This is a genomic window from Allobosea sp. GW823-FHT02B03 (genome assembly GCF_058797755.1).
Genome location: NZ_JBXAJY010000007.1, coordinates 298241 through 318327 on the forward strand (window position 1 = coordinate 298241; position 20087 = coordinate 318327).

15 protein-coding genes are annotated in these 20087 nt (G+C 65.5%); 9 read left to right on the forward strand and 6 right to left on the reverse strand.

Annotation, left to right across the window (positions count from 1 at the left end; all coding sequences use genetic code 11):
- Nucleotides 1-903 precede the first annotated feature (903 nt).
- The 5 genes from AC1REK_RS24210 (at nt 904) to AC1REK_RS24230 (ending at nt 8392) form a co-directional block, all read left to right on the forward strand.
- Nucleotides 904-1659 (forward strand): SDR family NAD(P)-dependent oxidoreductase, encoded by a 756-nt coding sequence (locus tag AC1REK_RS24210; RefSeq protein WP_492269646.1) that lies wholly within the window; start codon nt 904-906, stop codon nt 1657-1659.
- Between the two features lie 308 nt (nt 1660-1967).
- Nucleotides 1968-3089: a CaiB/BaiF CoA transferase family protein gene (locus tag AC1REK_RS24215; RefSeq protein WP_492269645.1), complete on the forward strand. Its 1122-nt coding sequence runs from the start codon at nt 1968-1970 to the stop codon at nt 3087-3089.
- A gap of 97 nt (nt 3090-3186) precedes the next feature.
- Nucleotides 3187-4842, forward strand: a complete 1656-nt coding sequence (locus AC1REK_RS24220; protein WP_492269644.1) for an acetolactate synthase large subunit — start codon at nt 3187-3189, stop codon at nt 4840-4842.
- A gap of 159 nt (nt 4843-5001) precedes the next feature.
- A complete protein-coding gene (locus tag AC1REK_RS24225) occupies nt 5002-6384 on the forward strand; it encodes an aldehyde dehydrogenase family protein (RefSeq protein ID WP_492269643.1) in 1383 nt (460 codons plus the stop codon).
- A gap of 76 nt (nt 6385-6460) precedes the next feature.
- Complete coding sequence (locus AC1REK_RS24230; RefSeq protein WP_492269642.1) at nt 6461-8392, forward strand: FAD-binding monooxygenase; 1932 nt, start codon at nt 6461-6463, stop codon at nt 8390-8392.
- Between the two features lie 106 nt (nt 8393-8498).
- Here AC1REK_RS24230 and AC1REK_RS24235 read toward each other — a convergent pair whose 3' ends face one another.
- The 3 genes from AC1REK_RS24235 to AC1REK_RS24245 all read right to left on the reverse strand — a co-directional run bounded on the left by AC1REK_RS24235 (nt 8499) and on the right by AC1REK_RS24245 (nt 12026).
- On the reverse strand, nt 8499-9506 hold the full coding sequence (locus AC1REK_RS24235; RefSeq protein ID WP_492269641.1) for an amino acid ABC transporter substrate-binding protein: 1008 nt from the start codon (nt 9504-9506) through the stop codon (nt 8499-8501).
- A 136-nt stretch (nt 9507-9642) separates the two neighbouring features.
- Nucleotides 9643-10806: an amidohydrolase gene (locus AC1REK_RS24240; RefSeq protein WP_492269640.1), complete on the reverse strand. Its 1164-nt coding sequence runs from the start codon at nt 10804-10806 to the stop codon at nt 9643-9645.
- Nucleotides 10806-12026, reverse strand: coding sequence for a diaminopropionate ammonia-lyase (locus tag AC1REK_RS24245; RefSeq protein ID WP_492269639.1), 1221 nt, complete (start codon nt 12024-12026; stop codon nt 10806-10808). The genes AC1REK_RS24240 and AC1REK_RS24245 overlap by 1 nt, the downstream gene beginning before the upstream one ends.
- A gap of 104 nt (nt 12027-12130) precedes the next feature.
- Between AC1REK_RS24245 and AC1REK_RS24250 the strand changes: the two genes are divergently transcribed.
- Nucleotides 12131-12619: an Lrp/AsnC family transcriptional regulator gene (locus AC1REK_RS24250; protein ID WP_492269638.1), complete on the forward strand. Its 489-nt coding sequence runs from the start codon at nt 12131-12133 to the stop codon at nt 12617-12619.
- 99 nt (nt 12620-12718) lie between these two features.
- On the opposite strand, the gene frc is transcribed toward AC1REK_RS24250, so the two are convergent.
- From frc to AC1REK_RS24265, 3 genes are read right to left on the reverse strand one after another with little or no spacing between them, the layout of a single operon-like run.
- Nucleotides 12719-13993 (reverse strand): formyl-CoA transferase, encoded by a 1275-nt coding sequence (gene frc, locus AC1REK_RS24255; RefSeq protein ID WP_492269637.1) that lies wholly within the window; start codon nt 13991-13993, stop codon nt 12719-12721.
- Nucleotides 13994-14007: 14 nt separating this feature from the next.
- On the reverse strand, nt 14008-15744 hold the full coding sequence (gene oxc / locus AC1REK_RS24260; RefSeq protein ID WP_492269636.1) for an oxalyl-CoA decarboxylase: 1737 nt from the start codon (nt 15742-15744) through the stop codon (nt 14008-14010).
- Nucleotides 15745-15803: 59 nt separating this feature from the next.
- Nucleotides 15804-16490 (reverse strand): GntR family transcriptional regulator, encoded by a 687-nt coding sequence (locus tag AC1REK_RS24265; protein WP_492269635.1) that lies wholly within the window; start codon nt 16488-16490, stop codon nt 15804-15806.
- A gap of 267 nt (nt 16491-16757) precedes the next feature.
- Here AC1REK_RS24265 and AC1REK_RS24270 point away from each other — a divergent pair, with 267 nt between their 5' ends.
- From AC1REK_RS24270 to AC1REK_RS24280, 3 genes are all read left to right on the forward strand, one after another.
- Nucleotides 16758-18272, forward strand: coding sequence for a tripartite tricarboxylate transporter permease (locus tag AC1REK_RS24270; protein ID WP_316016335.1), 1515 nt, complete (start codon nt 16758-16760; stop codon nt 18270-18272).
- A gap of 88 nt (nt 18273-18360) precedes the next feature.
- Nucleotides 18361-19380, forward strand: coding sequence for a Bug family tripartite tricarboxylate transporter substrate binding protein (locus tag AC1REK_RS24275; RefSeq protein ID WP_390893165.1), 1020 nt, complete (start codon nt 18361-18363; stop codon nt 19378-19380).
- Nucleotides 19381-19480: 100 nt separating this feature from the next.
- On the forward strand, nt 19481-19993 hold the full coding sequence (locus AC1REK_RS24280) for a tripartite tricarboxylate transporter TctB family protein (protein WP_316016336.1): 513 nt from the start codon (nt 19481-19483) through the stop codon (nt 19991-19993).
- The last annotated feature ends 94 nt before the right edge of the window (nt 19994-20087 follow it).

The following is a 20087-nucleotide window of genomic DNA, read 5'->3' on the forward strand; positions in this document are numbered from 1 at the left end:
TTCCGATGCGGCATGACAAGCTATCGACAGTCTGCACACGAAAATTTGATTAAAACATTAACGTTTAATTTGCATTGATTAAACCATCTCGAAGGAACAACATTGGAACTGCAGGCAAATACAAACTACAGCTGCGAGCAGGCGCGACCAAAGTCCCAAATCGAACTAAAAATAAATACCAATTTAATTCTAATTAAAAATCCGTGTCTTCGTTTGCATGCTGGAATGAAATGGTAAGAATCTGACATTCGTCAAAGGGAATTTGACATATATTTCAGATTCCGAGCAATCGACATGTGTTACCGAGGAATTTCATCAGTGCCCCTTGACCCACCTCGAACGGGGTACCTCTTAGGAGCCTGAGCACCACCCGGGAGCCCAGCATCGCCGAAATCGGAAAATCGCCGCGATATCAATACCTTCTGAGCTCACGGCACAGAAAAAAAATGCGCTACATTCGCTACCCTTCCCATTCACAGGGACTTTCGGGGTAGTTGCACGCCCTGTCGACGCTCCAATCGGCTGCCCCGCGAGCCTTTGCGTTGCCGTTGCCGCACCGCCCATCCAGATCATCAACAGCTGCTCGGCTCCGGCGCGCCGGAATACCCCTGACCGAGCCGGAGCTTGAAGATCGCCTCGGCGGGCGCGTCGGCGATTTCGCGGCCATTTCGAGCCCGATATGATCGGAATTTGCCGTCAAACGGGCCGAATTGACAGTGGTGCCGGCAAATCCAGCCTCGGAGAAGCTTATGGGCATCACGACCTGGACGCTCCGGAGCACCGCGACCCCGCAGCGCAATCCCCTGAAATTCCAACGCATCGTATTGCATTGGCCGCACAAGAAGCGCGACCATTAACCAAGTATCTTAGTAATGAAGGTTAGTAGATCGCATGAGCAGATCCATGGGTTCTTTTCGCATCGACGATGCCGTCGCCGTGATCACCGGCGGCGCGCGCGGAATCGGCCTGGCCACGGCTAAGGCGCTCGCCGGTGCTGGGGCGCGTCCGATCCTGCTCGACCGCGACGGCAATGCCGCAAACCAGGCGGCAGAGGCGCTCGGAGCTGGCGCGTCGGCACGCCAGCTCGACGTCACCCAGGAAGCGGAGGTCGATGCGGTCTTCGAGGCGATCGCCCGCGAGCACGGCCGCATCGACATCCTCGTCAACAATGCCGGTGTCGCGATCAGGCGGCCGACGACAGAGCTTTCGCTCGCCGACTGGCAGCGTGTCGTCGACGTCAACATGACCGGCGTATTCCTGTGCGCGCGGGCTGCCGGCCGCGTGATGACGGCACAGGGCGCGGGTGCGATCGTCAACGTCGCTTCGATCATGGGCCTGTCGGGCGGCGGGCTCTATCCCAACATCTCCTATCAGACGACCAAGGGCGCGGTGGTGAACATGACCCGCGCGCTCGCGGTCGAATGGGCGCGCAACGGCGTGCGCGTCAACGCCGTCGCGCCGACCTGGGTCGAGACCGACTTCATCGCGGCGCTCAAGGACAACCCGGAATTCGTTTCGGCGGTCGAGCGCCTGACGCCGATCGGGCGGCTGGCCCAGCCCGAGGAGGTGGCGAACGCGATCCTCTTCCTCGCCAGTCCGGCAGCCGCGATGATCACCGGCCATGTCCTGCCGGTCGATGGCGGCTTCCTGGCGCAATGAGGGCTATCCCGCCGCGGCGCGGATGAACTCCCACTTGGCGCGACCTGCCCTAAGCTTCGTAGGTCGACAGCCCGGCAGCGGTGGCGGTACGGGCCGGATTGAAGGCACCCGGATGCGGCCAGCCGAGTTCGCCGGAGATCCCGGCCATCGTCGCGTGCCGCTCCGTGGCGGTTGGACAGTTGTGCAAGGCCAAGAATGCGGCGCATGCTGTCCTTTGGCTGGCCTCGGACGTTGCCTCTTTCATGACCGGTGTCGCGCTGCCGCGAGATGGCGGCTTGACCGCCCGCCGAGACGAAGGAGCGCTCCGCATGGCCGGACCACTGGACGGTGTCAGGGTCGTCGACCTGAGCACGGTGATTGCCGGCCCCTATGCTACCCAGATGCTGGGCGAGATGGGGGCCGAGATCATCAAGATCGAGCCGCCGGCGGGCGACATCATGCGTGCGCCAGGGCCGGGCCGGTCACCGGGAATGGGCGCCACCTTCCTCAACTGCAACCGCAACAAGCGCAGCCTGACCCTCGACCTGAAGGACCCTGCGGAGCTGGCGGAACTGCTCGGGCTGATCGCGGGCGCCGACGTCTTCGTCCACAATATGCGCATGGCCGCAGCCTTGCGTCTCGGCCTTGGCCAGGAAGCGCTGCTCGCTCGCAATCCGCGCCTGATCTACTGCGCCATCGTCGGCTTCGGCCAGGACGGCCCCTATCGGGATCGACCAGCCTATGACGACATCGTCCAGGCCGCCGCCGGCTGGGCCGGGCTGCAGGCGCGGGTCGGCGGCGAGCCGCGCTATGCGCCGACGATCGTCGCGGACAAGACCACGGCGCTCTTCGCCGTCGGCGCGATCAATGCCGCGCTCTACCATCGCGCGGGCTCGGGCCGTGGCCAGGCGATCGAGGTGCCGATGTTCGAGGCGATGGTCTCCTTCCTTTCGGTGGAGCATCTCTCCGGCCTGACTTACCGCCCCCCTCTTGGCGAAAGCGGGTATGGTCGCACGCTCTCGCCGAACCGGCGGCCCTACCGGACGCAGGACGGTTACATCGCCGCCATGCCCTATACCGCTGCTCACTGGCGCGCCTTCTTCCGCGCTGCCGGCCGCGACGACTGGGCGGCCGAGGAAGCGCTCGGTTCGGATAGGGCCCGGGCCGGGATGATCGACGAGCTCTATGCCCGGCTGGCCTCGTGCTTGGCGACATTGCCGACGGCGGAATGGCTCGCCCTGCTGCAGCCGCTCGACGTGCCGTGCGCGCCGGTCAACAGCATCGAAGATTTGCTCGACGACCCGCATCTGCGTGCCGTCGGCTTCTTCGAGGAAACGCACCATCCGAGCGAGGGCGCGATCATCAGTCCGCGCCACCCGGTCCGCTTTTCCGGCACGCCCTGCACGGCGGGGCTCCCGGCACCGAAGCTCCCCCGGCACCGGAAGAGCTGAATCGCGCCGGGCGCAACCCTGAACGCATTGCGCTTTCCCTGCGCCGCGCAAGCGCCTAGCCTCGCGATGACGAGGCTAGGCGGAAAGGCGACGGACGATGAAGAAGGGATCGGATCTTCTGGTTGCGGCGCTCGAGAACGAAGGCGTCGACCGCATATTCGGCGTGCCGGGCGAAGAGAATCTCGACGTCGTCGAATCCTTGCGGACATCGAAGATCGAACTGGTGCTGACGCGCCATGAGCAGGCCGCAGCCTTCATGGCGGCGACGCATGGCAGGCTGACAGGCAAGCCCGGGGTCTGCATCGCGACGCTCGGCCCCGGCGCGCTGAACTTCTCGACCGGTGCGGCCTATGCCCATCTCGGCGCCATGCCGATGATCCTGATCACCGGCCAGAAGGCGATCATGACCGCCAAGCAGGCGCGCTTCCAGATCGTCGACGTCGTCGCCTCGATGAAGCCGCTGACCAAGATGACCCGGCAGATCGTCAGCGCTGCCAGCATTCCCTCCGTGGTGCGAGATGCCTTCCGCGTCGCTATGGAGGAGCGGCCGGGGCCGGTGCATCTCGAGCTGCCCGAGGATATCGCGGCGGAGGAGATCGACGATGTCCCGCTGATTCCGGTGCATCCGCTGGAGCGGCCGGTTGCCGATCCCGCGGCGCTCGACCGCGCCGCCGGGATGATCCTCGCCGCCAAGCGCCCGCTCGTGATGATCGGCGCCGCCGGCAATCGCCCGCGGCTGGTCGAGGCGCTCTCGGACTTCGTGCGCCGCGCGCGCCTGCCCTTCTTCAATACCCAGATGGGCAAGGGCGCCGTCACCGGCGGCTCCAATCTCTATATGGGCACCGCCGCCCTCTCCGAGGGCGACTATGTCCACCGCGCCGTAGAGCAAGCCGATCTGATCATCTCGATTGGCCATGACACGGTCGAGAAGCCGCCCTTCCTGATGAAGAGCGCCGGCGGCTCGAAGGTGATCCATATCGGCTACCAGTCGGCCACGGTCGAGCAGGTCTACCATCCCGACGCGGAGGTCATCGGCGATATCGGCGCGAGCGTCACCGCGCTCGCCGACAGGCTCGGCGGCAAGCTCGACGCCGATCCGCACCTGCTGGAGCTGCGCCAGAAGATCCTGGCGCGGATCAACGACCGCGCCGAGGAAGACCGCTTCCCGCCGACGCCGCAGCGCATCGTGCACGACATCCGCAAGGTGATGCCGGAGGACGGCATCGTCTGCCTCGACAACGGCATGTACAAGATCTGGTTCGCGCGGAACTACCGCACCCATGTCGCGAACACGCTGCTGCTCGACAATGCGCTGGCGACGATGGGGGCGGGCCTGCCCTCGGCGATGATGGCGGCGATGCTCCACCCCGGCCGCCGGGTGATGGCGGTCTGCGGCGATGGCGGCTTCATGATGAACTCGCAGGAGATGGAGACCGCCGTCCGGCTCGGCCTCAATCTCGTGGTGGTGATCCTGAACGACAGCGCCTATGGCATGATCCGCTGGAAGCAGGCGGTCGACGGCTTCCCGGATTACGGGATGAGCTTCGGCAACCCCGATTTCGTCCGCTATGCGCAGGCCTATGGCGCCAAGGGCTCGCGCGTCGGCGCGGTCGAAGACCTCGTACCGGCACTGGAAGCGGCCTTCGCAGGCGGCGGCGTCCATCTCGTCGAGGTCCCGATCGACTATTCGGAGAACACCCGCGTCCTGGTCGAGGAACTGCGCAACCGTTCGCCGGATGTCGAGCTGGCTTGAGCCGGAGAAGATCCGTATCTCCAGCCCTCATCCTGAGGAGCCATTTCATCTGAAATGGCGTCTCGAAGGATGCTCCAGTGCTCACTGGAACCAACCTTCGAGACGCCGCTATCGCGGCTCCTCAGGATGAGAGCTGTGGCTGGAAGGAAGGGACATGCCATGCTGCAGGTGGTTCAGGCTTATGATCGCGCGCCCATCGAGGAGATCGCGACCGACGACGCGGCGGCGCTCGAGGCCAAGCTCCAGGCCGCCGAGAAGGTGTTCCGGGATCGCGATGGCTGGCTGAAGCCGCATGAGCGCATGGCGATCCTGCGTCGGCTGGCCGGCCTGCTGGACGGCAAGCGCGATCATTTCGCCCGCCAGATCGCACGCGAGGGTGGCAAGCCGCTCACCGACGCCATCGTCGAGACGACACGTGCCATCGACGGCATCCACAACGCCGTCGAGGAGCTGCGCAACTTCGCCGGCCGTGAAATCCCGATGGGGCTGTCGCCGGCCGCGGCCAATCGCTGGGCCTTCACCACCAAGGAGCCGATCGGCATCGTCGCGGCGATCTCGGCCTTCAACCACCCGCTCAACCTGATCGTGCACCAGGTCGTCCCGGCGATCGCCACCGGCTGCCCGGTGATCGTCAAGCCGGCGGGTACGACGCCGCTGTCCTGCCGGGATTTCGTCGCCCTGGTGCATGAGGCGGGACTCCCGGAAGCCTGGTGCCAGAGCTTCATCCCCGAAAGCACGGAGCTGGCAGAAAAGCTCGCCACCGACAGGCGCGTCGCCTTCCTCAGCTTTATCGGCTCGGCCAAGGTCGGCTGGTACCTGCATTCGAAGCTCGCGCACGGTGCCCGCTCGGCGCTGGAGCATGGCGGGGCCGCGCCGGCGATCGTCGACCGCAGCGCCGATCTCGACAGGATCATCGAGCCGCTGGTGAAGGGCGGCTACTACCATGCCGGCCAGGTCTGCGTGTCGACGCAGCGCATCTTCGTCCATCGCGAGATCATCGATGCTTTCACCGAGCGGCTGGTCGCACGCGTCCAGGCGCTGCGTACCGGCGACCCCGTGCTGAAAGACACCGAAGTCGGACCATTGATCCAGCCGCGCGAAGCGGACCGCGTCGCCACCTGGATCGACGAGGCCGTCAAGGGCGGCGCGAAGCTCGCAACCGGCGGCAAGCGGTTCTCCGAGACGACGCTGGAGCCGACCGTGCTGCTCGACCCCGCCGTCGATGCCAAGGTCTCGCAGCTCGAGATCTTCGGGCCGGTGGTCGGCATCTATCCCTATGTGAAGCTCGACGACGCCGTCGCACAGGCGAACGCGTTGCCCGTCGCCTTTCAGGCCAGCATCTTCGCTCAGGACATCGACGTCGCGCTGCGCGCCGCCGAGCGGCTCGACGCCTCGGCGGTGATGGTCAACGACCCCACCACTTTCCGCACCGACTGGATGCCTTTCGCCGGGCGGCGCGAGTCCGGCTACGGCACCGGCGGCATCCCCTACACCATGCGCGACATGACGCAGGAGAAGATGATCCTGCTCAACCGGCGCTGAGCGAGAGCCGTCGCGCCCCTCCAGCGGCGGCAGCCGGCCGCCTTCCAGACCTTCGTCTCGATCCAGCGGGAGCAGCATGCAGTTCCATCTCGACGGATTCCGCCCCGGAGACCCGGCAGTCGCGCCGGCCTCCGCACAGGCGTTGCCGCCTACGGACGCCCTCCCTGCTGAAGTCGACATCCTGATCGTCGGCTGCGGCCCGGCCGGCCTGACCCTCGCCGCTCAGCTCGCCGCCTTCCCCGAGATCCGGACCTGCATCGTCGACCAGAAGGACGGCCCGCTGCTGATGGGCCAGGCCGACGGCATTGCCTGCCGCACGATCGAGATGTTCCACGCCTTCGGCTTTGCCGAGCGCGTGCTGAAGGAAGCCTACTGGGTCAACGAAACGGTGTTCTGGAAGCCGGACGGGGCCAAGCGGGAGAACATCGCCCGGCACGGCCGGGTCCAGGACGTCGAGGACGGGCTGTCGGAGTTCCCCCATGTCATCCTGAGCCAGGCGCGGGTGCATGATTTCTACCTGGAAACCATCCGCAATGCGCCAGGCCGGCTCGAGCCGCATTATTCCCGACGCCTGCTCGACCTCACCACCGACTCGGATGCCCGCTTGTCCCATCCGGTCACGGCTCGGCTGGAGCGGCTGGACCCAGCCCATGCCGGCAAGGTCGAGACGATCAGAGCGCGCTATGTCGTCGGCTGTGACGGCGCCCGCAGCATCGTGCGGAAATCGATCGGGCGCGCGCTGCATGGCGACGCGGCCAATCAGGCCTGGGGCGTGATGGACGTGCTGGCGGTGACCGATTTTCCGGACATCCGTCTTAAAGCCCTCATCCAGTCGGCAGGCGAAGGCACTATCGTGCTCATCCCGCGCGAGGGTGGCTACCTCGTGCGCATCTATGTCGAGCTCGACAAGCTGAGGGCGGACGAGCGTGTCGGCAGCCGCAACATCACCGTCGACTACCTGATCGCGGCGGTGCAGCGCATCCTGAGCCCCTACACGATCACGGTGAAGGAGGTCGCCTGGTGGTCGGTCTACGAGATCGGCCAGCGGCTCTGCGACAGGTTCGACGATTTGCCGGATGCGGAAGCCGGCGAGCGGTTGCCCCGGATCTTCATCGCCGGGGATGCCTGCCACACGCACAGTCCCAAGGCGGGGCAAGGCATGAACGTCTCGATGCAGGACAGCTTCAACCTGGGCTGGAAGCTGGCGGCGGTCTTGCTGGGCCGCTGCGCTCCGGAACTGCTGCACAGCTACTCCGCCGAGCGCCAGGCCATCGCCGGCGAGCTGATCGCCTTCGACCGGGAGTGGGCGGCCCTGCTCAGCGCGCCGCTGAAGGCCGCTGGCGATCCGCAGGGCGCGGGCGTCGACCCCGCCGAAGTGCAGGACTACTTCGTCCGGCACGGGCGCTACACCGCCGGGACGGCGACGCGCTATGCGCCATCGCTGCTGACCGGCGAGGCCTCGTTCCAGCATCTCGCCAAGGGCTTCTTGGTCGGCACGCGCTTCCACTCGGCGCCGGTCATTCGCCTTGCCGACGCCAAGCCGGTCCATCTCGGCCATGCCGGCAAGGCCGATGGCCGCTGGCGACTTTTCGCCTTCGGAGGAACCGAAGACCGGGCGACGCATGAAGGCCCGATCGGCGCACTCTGCGAGTTCCTCGCGCACTCGGAGCGCTCGCCGGTCCGCCGCTACACGCGCGACGAAGAGGACATCGACGCAGTGTTCGACCTGCGCGCGGTGCTCCAGCAAGGCCACGGCGAACTCGACATCGGACGGGTGCACCCGCTGCTGCTGCCCCGAAAGGGTCGCCACGGCCTGCGCGATTATGAGAAGGTCTTCTGTCCCGACCTTTCCGGCAGCAAGGATATCTTCGCGCTGCGCGGCATCGACCGGCAAGCCGGCTGCCTGGTCGTCGTTCGGCCTGACCAATATGTCGCGCAGGTGCTGCCGCTGGAGGCGCATGACGAACTCGGCGCCTTCTTCGCCCGCTTCATGCTGCCGCAGAGGTGAAGCGGGCCGGCACTTCCTCTTCGAGGGAGATTGGATGCCGCCAGCAGCCCGCTGGCGGCATTCCTGGGACTGAAGCCGTCCTTTGACCGCTGTGTCGCGCGGGCTGTCAGCGGATCGGCGGCGCGTAGTGCAGGCCGCCATCCTTCCATGAGGCGTTGATGCCGCGCTTGATCTTCAGCGGGCTGTCCTTGCCGATGTTGCGCTCGAAGACTTCGGCATAGGAGCCGACCTTCAGGACGATGTTGTAGGCCCACTCATTCGGCAGCCCGAGCGCAGCGCCGAGCTTTCCTTCCTTGCCGACAAGGCGGAGGATGTTCGGATTGGCCGTGGTGCTCGCGGTCTCGGCGATGTTGGCCGATGTCAGGCCGAACTCCTCCGCGGCATGCAGGACATGGGCCGCCCATTTGACGACGTTGTACCATTGGTCGTCGCCCTGGCGGACGGAGAGGCCGAGCGGCTCCTTGGACAGCGTCTCGTTCAGAATGGTGTGCTTCTCGGGCTCCGTCAGCTTGGTCCGGAAGGCGTAGAGCACCGAGCGGTCGGAGCTGAACGCATCGCAACGGCCGGCCTGATAGGCTTGGGCGGCCTCCTCCTGCGAGGAATAGGCGACGATCTCGTTCTTGAGCTTATTGATGCGGAAGAAATCGGTCAGGTTCAGTTCGGTGGTCGAGCCCTGATTGGTGCAGATCGTCGCGCCGTTCAGCTCCTTGGCGCTCTGGATCTCCCCGGAACGCACCATGATGCCCTGGCCGTCATAGTAGTTCACGCCGGCGAACAGGATGCCGTTGGTCGCTTCCCGGCCCAGCGTCCAGGTCGTCGTGTTGAACAGCACGTCGACCTCGCCGGTCTGAAGCGCCGTGAAGCGCGCCGCCGCGCTCAGCGGAATGATCGAGATCTTCTCAGGGTCGCCGAAGATTGCCGCGGCGATCGCCCGGCAGAAATCGATATCGAGGCCCGTATACTTGCCGCTCTTGTCCGGTGTGGCGAAACCGGGCGTGCCGACGGTAGAACTGCACTTGATCGTGCCGCGCTTGGTTACGTTCTCGAGCGTATTGGCATTCGCGGCACCGGCCATCGCCGCCACAAGAATTGCCGCGGCCGTGATTGTTCTCATCGTTCCATCCTCCGGTTATCGTTGCTTGTTTTTGCTAGGGACTATCTGTGCAGTCCGCGGCGCTGCCGCCCGCACGGCACCGCACCAGCGCCTCTGGCGAAGCGGCAGGGTGAGCCTTCAGCAGGCGGGAGACGGTCTATGCGGGACGAAGGCGCTGCCGCGTGATCGCGGCGTGGAACCGCGCACCGTGGATCAGGCCCTCGTCGTTGAAATCATAGGTGGGATTGTGCAGCGGCGCTGAGCCCTCGCCATTGCCGACATAGGCAAAGCAGCCCGGCACGTGCTCGAGGAAGCGCGCGAAATCCTCCGAGCCGGTCATCGGCTCGCGCGCGATGGCGACGCCGCCCTCCCCGAAGACCGTGCGCGCGGCGGTCGCGGCCTCCTGAACCAGGGCCTCGTCGTTCACGAGCGGCACGAATTCGCGCGTATAGGTCAGCTCGGCGGTGACGTTGTAGGCCAGCGCCGTACCCTCGACGATGATGCCCATCTGCTTCTCGATCTCGGCGCTGATCTCCGGGCGGAAGCTGCGGGCGTCGCCGAGAATGCGCGCCAGACCCGGCAAGGCGTTGCGCGTGCCGTCCGTCAGCAGCTCGGTGACCGAGACGACGCCGATATCCGTCGGGCTCAGGCGGCGCGAGACGATGGTCTGGAGATTGGTGACGAGCGCGCAGGCCGCGACCAGGACCTCATTGCCAGAATGCGGGCGCGCGGCATGTCCACCGACGCCCCTGAGCACGATCTCGAAATTGTCCTCGGCCGACATGAACGGCCCGGCTCGCGTCTTGAAGCGACCAACCGCGAGGCCGGGCGCATTGTGCAGCCCGTAGATCTCCTCGAAGGGGAAGCGTTCGAGCAGCCCGTCAGCCAGCATGGCGAGGGCGCCCTTGCCCCATTCTTCGGCCGGCTGAAACAGGAAGCGCACCGTGCCGTCGAAGCCGCCTTCCGCGGCGAGCAGCTTGGCCGCCCCCAGCAGCATCGTCGTGTGGCCGTCATGGCCGCAGGCATGCATGACACCGGGCGAGCGCGAACGGTGGGCGTGGTCGCCCTGTTCGGCGATGCGCAGCGCGTCCATATCGGCCCGGAGTGCGATGGACCGGTTGCCGCTGCCGCGTTTCAGCGTCCCAACCACGCCGGTGCCGCCGACGCCCTCGGCGACATCGTCCAGTCCGAATTCGCGCAACCTGGCGGCGACGAAGGCCGCGGTCTGCTTCTCCTCGAAGCCGAATTCGGGATTGGCGTGCAGTTGGCGCCGCCAGCCGGTCATCTCGTCCTGCAGGGCGTCGTGATCGAGCTTGGCCATCAGAAGCTGCCTTGTCGCGTTGACGTCGGATTGGATGAATGTACGGCGTCCGGCGCAAGGCCGACGAGCGCCTCGTAGCGGCCGGGATCGGTCGCGCCTTCGGTGTTGACGACGAGGACACGCGAGGAGGCGTCGAGCCGCAACGCGGCGCGCATCGCCGGATCGGCCGCGGCGCGCCGAAGCCCGGCGAGGCCGGCCCCGCCGCTCTCACCTGCGACGATCGCAGGGTCGTCGGCCGAGGGGCGGGCCAGCCGGTTCATCGCGGCGACCGCGTCGGCGTCCTCGACGGTCATGAACGCGTCGGCGACGCGCGACAGCACGCGCCAAGCGATAGGAGACGGCTCATAGCATTCGAGCATCGCCATCACCGTTGGCTCGGCGTGCGCGACCTTGACCGGATGGCCCGCCTTGGCGGTCTCGACGATGCAGGCGGCGCGGGCGGGGTCGACGACGACGAAGATCGGCCGCTGCTCGCCCAAGGCGAGGGCAAGATGGGCCGAGAGCGCCGCTGCGATCCCGCCGACCCCCGCCTGGACGAAGACATGCGTCGGGGGGCGGTCGAGCTGTTGCAGGGCCTCGCGCACGATCACCGTGTAGCCCTGCATCACCAGCCCGGGAATCCGCTCATAGCCGGGCCAGGAGGTGTCCGAGACGACCGTCCAGCTCTCGTCGTTTGCCACGCGCGAGGCGTCCAAGACCGAGTCGTCATAGGTACCGGCCACCCGGCGCATCTCGGCGCCAAAACGGGCGATCGCCGCGACGCGCTCGTCGCTGACACCACCATGCACGAAGATCACCGCCCTCGCACCGACGAGTTCGGCGCCCTGCGCGACCGAGCGCCCATGGTTGCCGTCAGTCGCGCAGGCGAAGGTCATGCCGCCCGCGACCGCCTTGACCTCGGGCGCATGCAGATCCGCGACATCGACGGGGCGGCCGAGACGCCTCGACGCCTCTTCGAGCACGAGCAGCATCACGGCATAGGCGCCGCCCAGCGCCTTGAAGCTGCCGAGGCCGAGCCGCTGCCCCTCGTCCTTCACCGCGAGCTCGCCGATGCCGAGCTCGGCAGCGAGGCCGGGGAGGAGATGGAGCGGCGTCGCGGCGTGTTTGCGGCGATGGGACAGGAAGCGCTCCACCGTGCCCGCCGCAGCGACACCAAGCGTTTCAGCGTCGACGGGGTCGAGCAGAGTGCGGTGATCGGGGTGTTGGTTGAGGAGAAACATCGCCGTCCTTGCGCTAGGTAACGGCGCAAAGATATTAGACCGGACGCGAAAAGAGCGCTGCAATCGCGCGCTTCAAATGCAAATTTGTTTCATCGGAGCGCCGATTGGCCAAGCCCGCCTCCCCGAACGCGCTGCCCCTCGACAGCTTCGACATCGCGATCCTCGGCATATTGCAGCGCGATAACACGACGCCGCAGCGGGTGATCGGGCAGGCGGTGAATCTCTCCGCTCCGGCGGTCCAACGCCGGATCAAGCGCCTCGAGCAGGCCGGCGTGATCCGGGCGAATGTCGCGGTGGTCGATCCTGCGGCAGTCGGCCAGGCGATAACGCTTTTCGTCGAGGTCGAGCTGGTCAGCGAGACGGCCAAGGATATCGATGCTGCCAAGCGCGAGTTCACCGCCGCCGAGCAGGTGCAGCAATGCTATTATGTCACCGGAGAGGCGGATTTCATCCTGATCGTGGTCGTGCCCAGCATGACCGACTATGAAGCGCTGACCCGGCGCCTGTTCTTCGAGAACAACAACGTCCGCAAATTCCGCACCTTCGTCGCGATGGACCGCGTGAAGGTCGGCCTCACGGTTCCTCTGAGTTGAGGGCGGTCAGAGCCTTCCCCCACATGCTCACCTGAACGAAAAAACGGCGCCTCTTTGCCGAAGCGCCGTCCTTCTATCGTAATCGCAGTCCGGCCTGGACTATTCCGCCGCCGCCCGCGTCACCGCGCCGGTGGCGCCGGATTCGACGATCGCCGCAATGCGGGCCTCGTCGAGCTTCAGCACGTCGCGCAGCACCTCGTCGGTGTGCTCGCCGAGCAGCGGCGAGCGCTTGACCTCGGACGGGCTGTTGGAGAGCTTGATCGGGTTGCCGACCGAGAGGTACTTGCCGCGCTTGGGATGGTCGACCTCGACCACCGTGCCGGTCTCACGCAGCGACTTCTCCTCGGCGATTTCCTTCATCGAGAGGATCGGCCCGCAGGGGATGTCGTATTCGTTGAGGATGTCCATGGCCTCGAACTTGGTCTTGGTCATGGTCCACTCTTCGATCCGCCCGAATATCTCGTTCAGCCTGGGCAGACGCGCCGGCGGCTTGGCGTAGTTCGGATCGGTCTTCCAGGTCGGCTCGCCGATGACATCGCAGATCTTCTCCCAGACCGGGGCCTGGGTGATGAAATAGATGTAGGCGTTGGGGTCGGTCTCCCAGCCCTTGCACTTCAGGATGCGGCCGGGCTGGCCACCACCGGAATCGTTGCCGGCGCGCGGCACGGCGTCACCGAAGGGCACGCCCTCGCCGAACTGGCTGTATTCCTTGAGCGGACCGTGATCGAGGCGCTGCTGGTCGCGCAGCTTGACGCGGCAGAGATTGAGCACGCCATCCTGCATCGCACAATCGACCTTCTGGCCGAGGCCGGAATGGGTGCGATGGTAGAGCGCCGTGACGATCCCGAGCGCCAGATGCAGGCCGGTCCCCGAATCGCCGATCTGGGCGCCGGTGACGAGCGGCACGCCATCGCGGAAGCCGGTGGTCGAGGCCGCGCCGCCGGCGCATTGCGCGACGTTCTCATAGACCTTGCAGTCCTCATAGGGGCCCGCGCCGAAGCCCTTGATCGAGGCGACGATCATGCGCGGGTTGACCTCATGGACCTTCGCCCAGGTCAGGCCCATGCGGTCGAGCACGCCGGGGGCGAAGTTCTCGACCATCACGTCGCAGACCTTCACCATCTCCCAGAGCACTTCCATGCCTCTGGGATTCTTGGTGTCGAGCGTGATCGAGCGCTTGTTGTGGTTCAGCATCGTGAAATAGAGGCTGTCCGCATCCGGCACGTCGCAGAGCTGGCCGCGCGTGATGTCGCCGGTGCCGGGACGCTCGACCTTGATCACGTCGGCGCCGAACCAGCCGAGGAGCTGCGTGCAGGTCGGGCCCGACTGCACATGGGTGAAATCGAGAACCTTGACGCCTTCTAGCGCTTTCATGTCTGCCTCCTCCCTTATTTCTTCTTGAGTGCGCTTTGCGGATTGAGATTGCCGATGCGGCCGCTCTCGCTGCCGGCGGTCGGGTCGATCACCGCGTTGATCAAGGTGGGCTTGCCGCTGTCCATCGCGGCGTTGACGGCGCGCTTCAGCTCGTCTGGCGAGATCGCGTTGACGCCGACGCCGCCGAACGCCTCCATCATGCGGTCGTAGCGCGCGTCCTTGACGAACACGGTCGTGGCGGGATCGTCGCCGGCAACGTTGACGTCGGTGCCGCGGTAGATGCCGTTATTGTTGAAGATGACGATGCAGACCGGCAAGTTGTACCGGCAGATCGTCTCCACCTCCATGCCCGAGAAGCCGAAGGCCGAATCACCTTCGACGGCAAGTACGGGCTTGCCGGTCTCGACGGCGGCGGCAACGGCGTAGCCCATGCCGATGCCCATCACGCCCCAGGTACCGACGTCGAGGCGCTTGCGCGGCTGGTGCATGTCGATGACACCGCGCGCGAGATCGAGCGTGTTGGCGCCTTCGTTGATCAGGATCGCGTCCGGCCGCTCCGCGATGATGGTGCGCAGTACGCCGAGCGCGCCGTGATAGTCCATCGGCACGTTGTTGTTCATCAGGCGCGGCGCCATCTTGGCAACGTTCTCGTCGCGCTTCTTGGCGACGGCCTGCGTCCATTCGGCAGGGGGCGCCTGCCAGGCGCTGCCCATACCTGCGAGCAGGGCCGAGACGCAGGAGCCGATATCGCCGACAACCGGCGCGACGATCTCGACATTGGAGTCCATTTCCTTGGGCTCGATGTCGATCTGGATGAACTTCTTGGGCTGGTCGCCCCAGCTCTTGCCCTTGCCGTGCGAGAGGAGCCAGTTGAGCCGCGCCCCGATCAGCAGGACGACGTCGGAATCCTTCAGCACGGTCGAGCGCGCCGCGCCCGCGCATTGCGGGTGGAGATCCGGCAGCAGCCCCTTGGCCATGCTCATCGGCAGGAAGGGAATGCCGCTCTTTTCCACGAGCTGGCGGATCTCGTCATCGGCCTGGGCGTAGGCCGCGCCCTTGCCGAGGATGATCAGCGGCCGCTTGGCGCCCTTCAGCACGGCAAGCGCGCGCTGGATCGAGTCCGGTGCCGGCAGCTGCGCCGGGGCGGCGTCGATCACCTTGACCAGAGACTTGCGGCCCTCTTCGGCATCCATGACCTGACCGAACAGCTTGGCCGGCAGATCGAGATAGACACCGCCCGGACGGCCCGAGACCGCGGCGCGGATCGCCCGCGCGAGGGCGATGCCGATGTCCTGCGCGTGCAGGACGCGGAAGGCCGCCTTGCACAGCGGCTTGGCGACGGCGAGCTGGTCCATCTCCTCATAGTCGCCCTGCTGCAGGTCGACGATCTCGCGCTCGGAGGAGCCGGAGATCAGGATCATCGGGAAGCAGTTCGTCGTCGCATGCGCGAGCGCGGTCAGGCCGTTGAGGAAGCCGGGTGCCGAGACGGTGAGGCAGATGCCGGGCTTCTTGGTCAGGAAGCCGGCGATCGAGGCCGCGTAGCCGGCGTTCTGCTCATGGCGGAACGAGAGCACGCGGATGCCCGCCGCCTGCGCCATGCGGCCGAAATCGGTGATCGGGATGCCCGGCACGCCATAGATCGTGTCGAGGCCGTTGAGCTTCAGTGCATCGATGATGAGGTTGAAGCCGTCGGTCAGCTCGCGCTCTGCTTCGGGCGCGGCAGAAGAGATGCTTTGTACGACTGCGGACATCCCGCTTTCTCCCTAGTCTATTGTTTTTTATTGGCTATCGGTGGTTTCTTCGGCCCTGCTCAGTCGAGCAGGACGAATTGCTCGACATGCTGTCTCAGCTTGAGCGTGTGCTCGCGGACGAGCCGCTCGGCGCGTTCCCCGTTGCGCGCTTCCAGCGCCTCGATGATCTCCTTGTGATCGACGATGGAACGGCGGGCCCGGTCCCTCTCAAAGATCGTGCGCTGGCGGATGGCGCGCACATGGGTGAACAGCCCGTGGGTGATCTCGGCGATGAGCTTGCAGCCCGAGAGCGCGATGATCGCCGCGTGAAAGCGGATATTGGCGTCGGAATACTCGCCCATGTGCTCTTCGATCGCGTCGCTGTCGAAGGTGTCGACGAGGCCATGCAGCCGGGCGATCTCCTCATCGGAGGCGACCTCGGTGGCGAGCCGGGCCGCCATGCTTTCGAGCGCAGCCCAGACCGTGATCATCTCGAGGATCTCGGCCTTGGTCTTGCGCACGATGAAGATGCCGCGGCGCGGGGCGATCCTGACCAGGCCCTCCTGCTCGAGCTGGGCGAGCGCCTCGCGCAGCGGCGTCCGGCTGACGCCGAATTGCAGCGAGAGCGCGCGCTCGTCGAGCCGAAGCTCGGCGCCGGCGTCATAGATCTTCATCGCGCCGATCGCGGCCTTCAGCGCATCATAGGTGCGGCTCTTGAGGCTCTGCACCTCTTCGATGGGCTGAATTTCAAGCTGTGCCTTGACCATGACGAAGTCGATTTCCGTGCTGCCTTGCCCGCACGCCCTCGGCGCTGAACGCACACTTCGGAGCGGTGGTTTCTGGCATACCATATAATGAAAGAAATGGTCGCGCAACGGCACAAATCCCGCAACTATTATGCTGCAGCGCATCCAAATATGGCATATTGCATGCCACGAAGTTTCATCCTAGGCTAACTCAAACAAGGCCAGTCGGTTCTGCGTTGGTCATTTGCGCGGTCCCAGAACACGGCCAATCTGTGGGGACGAAGCGCTATGGATGAACTGAACGCCTTGTTCGGCGGATTCGCCGTTGCCCTCTCCGCCTACCACCTCATGCTCATGGTGATCGGCATCACGCTCGGTGTCGTCATCGGCGTTCTGCCAGGGCTGGGTGGGGCCAACGGTGTCGCCATTCTTCTGCCATTGACCTTCACGATGCCGCCGACCGCGGCGATCATTCTGCTGACAAGCATCTACTGGGGCGCGCTCTTCGGCGGCGCCATCACCTCCATCCTCTTCAACATTCCAGGCGAGCCATGGTCGGTGGCGACGACCTTCGACGGTCACCCGATGGCGCAGAACGGCAAGGCCGACGAGGCGCTGGTCGGCGCCTTCACCGCCTCCTTCGTCGGCGCGATCTTCGCCGTCTGCCTGATCACATTCCTTGCGCCGGTGGTCGCGAAATTCGCCTTGAAATTCGGCCCGGCGGAGTTCTTCGCCGTGCAATTCCTGACCTTTGCCAGCTTCATCGGCATGGGCAGGGGCTCTCCGTTCAAGACCGTCGCCTCGATGTGCCTCGGCTTCGCGCTGGCCTCCGTCGGGCTCGACGGCGTGACCGGCACGCTGCGGATGACATTCGGACAGGACGAGCTGCTGAACGGCTTCAAATTCCTGGTCGCCGTCATCGGCCTTTTCGGCATCGGCGAGATTCTCTGCTCGATGGAGGATGGGCTGAAGTTCAACGGCGCCACGGCCAAGCTGCGCATGGATGCGGTGATCCGTACCTGGAAGCAGCTTCCGAAGATGACGATGACCTTCCTCCGCAGCTGCATCGTCGGCTGCTGGATGGGCATCACGCCGGGCGGCGCGACGCCGGCCTCCTTCATGGGCTACGGCATTGCCAAGCGCCTGTCGAAGCGGGGCGACAATTTCGGCAAGGGCGAGCTCGAGGGCGTGGTGGCGCCGGAGACCGCGGCCCATGCCGCTGGCACCAGTGCGCTGCTGCCGATGCTGACGCTGGGCATCCCTGGCTCGCCGACCGCGGCCGTGTTGCTGGGCGGCCTGCTGATCTGGGGCCTGCAGCCCGGCCCGCTGCTCTTCGTCGAGCAGAAGGAGTTCGTCTGGGGCCTGATCGCCTCGATGTATCTCGGCAACGTCGTCGGCCTCGTGATGGTGCTGACCTGCGTGCCGCTGTTCGCCGCGATCCTGCGCGTGCCCTTCTCGATCATCGCGCCGGCCATCGTCTTCATCTGCGCCATCGGTGCCTACACCGTGAACAACGCGATGTTCGACGTCTGGATGATGCTGGTCTTCGGCGTGCTGGGCTACCTGTTCAACAAGCTGCGCTACCCGCTGCCGCCGCTCGTCCTGGCGCTGGTGCTCGGCGACCAGGCGGAGAGCTCGTTCCGCCAGGCCATGCTGGTCTCGCAGGGCAATATCAGCGTGTTCTGGTCGAACTGGCTCTGCGGCGGCATCATGACGCTCGGCCTGCTGATGGCCTTCTGGCCGGCGCTGCAGGCGCTTCGCGCCAAACTCTCGGGTAGCGGAGCCGTCGCCCGCACGGCCTGACGCCGTTCGGCGCGGCTCCTACAAACATGTTCGCCTTCATGACTTTACCAACGCGGCGCCAAAGCCGCCAATAAAGGGAGGAAGCGTGATGATCCGGAGGGGAGTGTCGAAACCTAGGACGATTGCGGCAGCGCTGGCGGCAAGCGCCTGCCTGGCCTGGCCGACCTGGGCGCTAAGTTGGGAGCCGACCAAGCCCGTGACGCTGGTGATCCCGGCGGGCACCGGTGGCGGTGCCGACCAGATGGCGCGGTTCATCCAGGGCGTCGTCCAGAAGCATAACCTGATGAAGCAGCCGCTGATCGTGATCAACAAGGCCGGCGGCGCGGGCGCCGAAGGCTTCCTGGAGATGAAGTCCAGCGCGAACGATCCGCATAAGATCACCATCACCCTGTCGAACCTGTTCACGACGCCGCTCGGCACCGGCTCGCCCTTCAACTGGAAGGACATGAAGCCCGTCGCGATGCTGGCGCTCGACCAGTTCATCCTCTGGACGAACAGCGAGAAGCCCTACAAGACCACGAAAGACTATGTCGACGCGGTCAAGGCCGGCGAAGACCGCTCCTTCAAGATGGGCGGCACCGGCTCGAAGCAGGAAGACCAGATCGTCACCGCGGCGATCGAGGAGCAGACCGGCGGCAAGAAGTTCACCTACGTGCCCTATGCCGGCGGCGGACAGGTGGCGGTCCAGCTCGTCGGCAATCACGTCGACTCGACGGTGAACAACCCGATCGAGGCCGTCGGCCAGTGGCGGGCCGGGCAGCTGCGCCCGCTCTGCATCTTCGACGCGAAGCGCTCGACCTACACCAACAAGGTCACCGACAAGGAAGCCTGGAGCGACATCCCGACCTGCAAGGAAACGGGGCTGCCGGTCGAGTACCAGATGCTGCGCGGCATCTTCACCACCAAGAACGCCAAGCCCGAGCAGGTCGCCTTCTATGTCGACCTGCTCAAGAAGGTGATGGCGACGCCGGACTGGAAGGACTTCATGGAGAAGGGCGCCTTCAACCAGACCTTCATGTCCGGCCCCGACTTCGAGAAGTGGCTGACCAGCGCCGAAACGCTGCATGCGGATCTGATGAAGAAGAACGGCTTCCTCGCGACGCAGTGAGACCCGCCAATACCGGAGCGCGGCGCAAGCGTTCGCGCTCCGGTCTGCCAACCATCACAGAGCCTACGCGCCGGGGCAGGAGCCCGCGAGGAGCAACACAATGAGCAGCAACGAAGAAGCCGAAGGTCGCCCGCTCTTCAGCTACCGCACGCTGGATATCGCCGTGGCGCTATTCTTCCTTGTCGTCTGCGCGATCGTCATGACTGACAGCCTGCGCCTCGGCATCGCCTGGAAGCCAAACGTGGGACCGCAGCCGGGCCTCTTCCCCTTCTACATCGTCCTCGCCATGGGGATCGCCTCGCTCGTCAACCTGGCCCATGCGCTGCCGCATACCGAAGCAGGCGCTCAGACAGCGACGAGCGTTCCTGGCATCAAGCGGATGGCGGCGATCTTCGTTCCGGCCGTCATCTTCGTGCTCGCGACGAACTATATCGGCATCTATGTCTCGGCCGCGATCTATATCGGCGCCTTCATGGTGTTCTTCGGCAAGTTCCCGGTGTGGAAGGCCCTGACGATCTCGCTCAGCATCGCGATCGTCAATTTCATGATGTTCGAGGTCTGGTTCCTGGTTCCGCTGCCGAAGGGGCCGCTGGAAACCGCCCTCGGCTATTGACCTTCACTGTCTCTGCCAAAGCGGGCCGGGCGCACGACGCCCGGCCCACTTCGTTTTCCTCGGTCGGCGAGATGCGTCGGCGAACCAGTGCTTC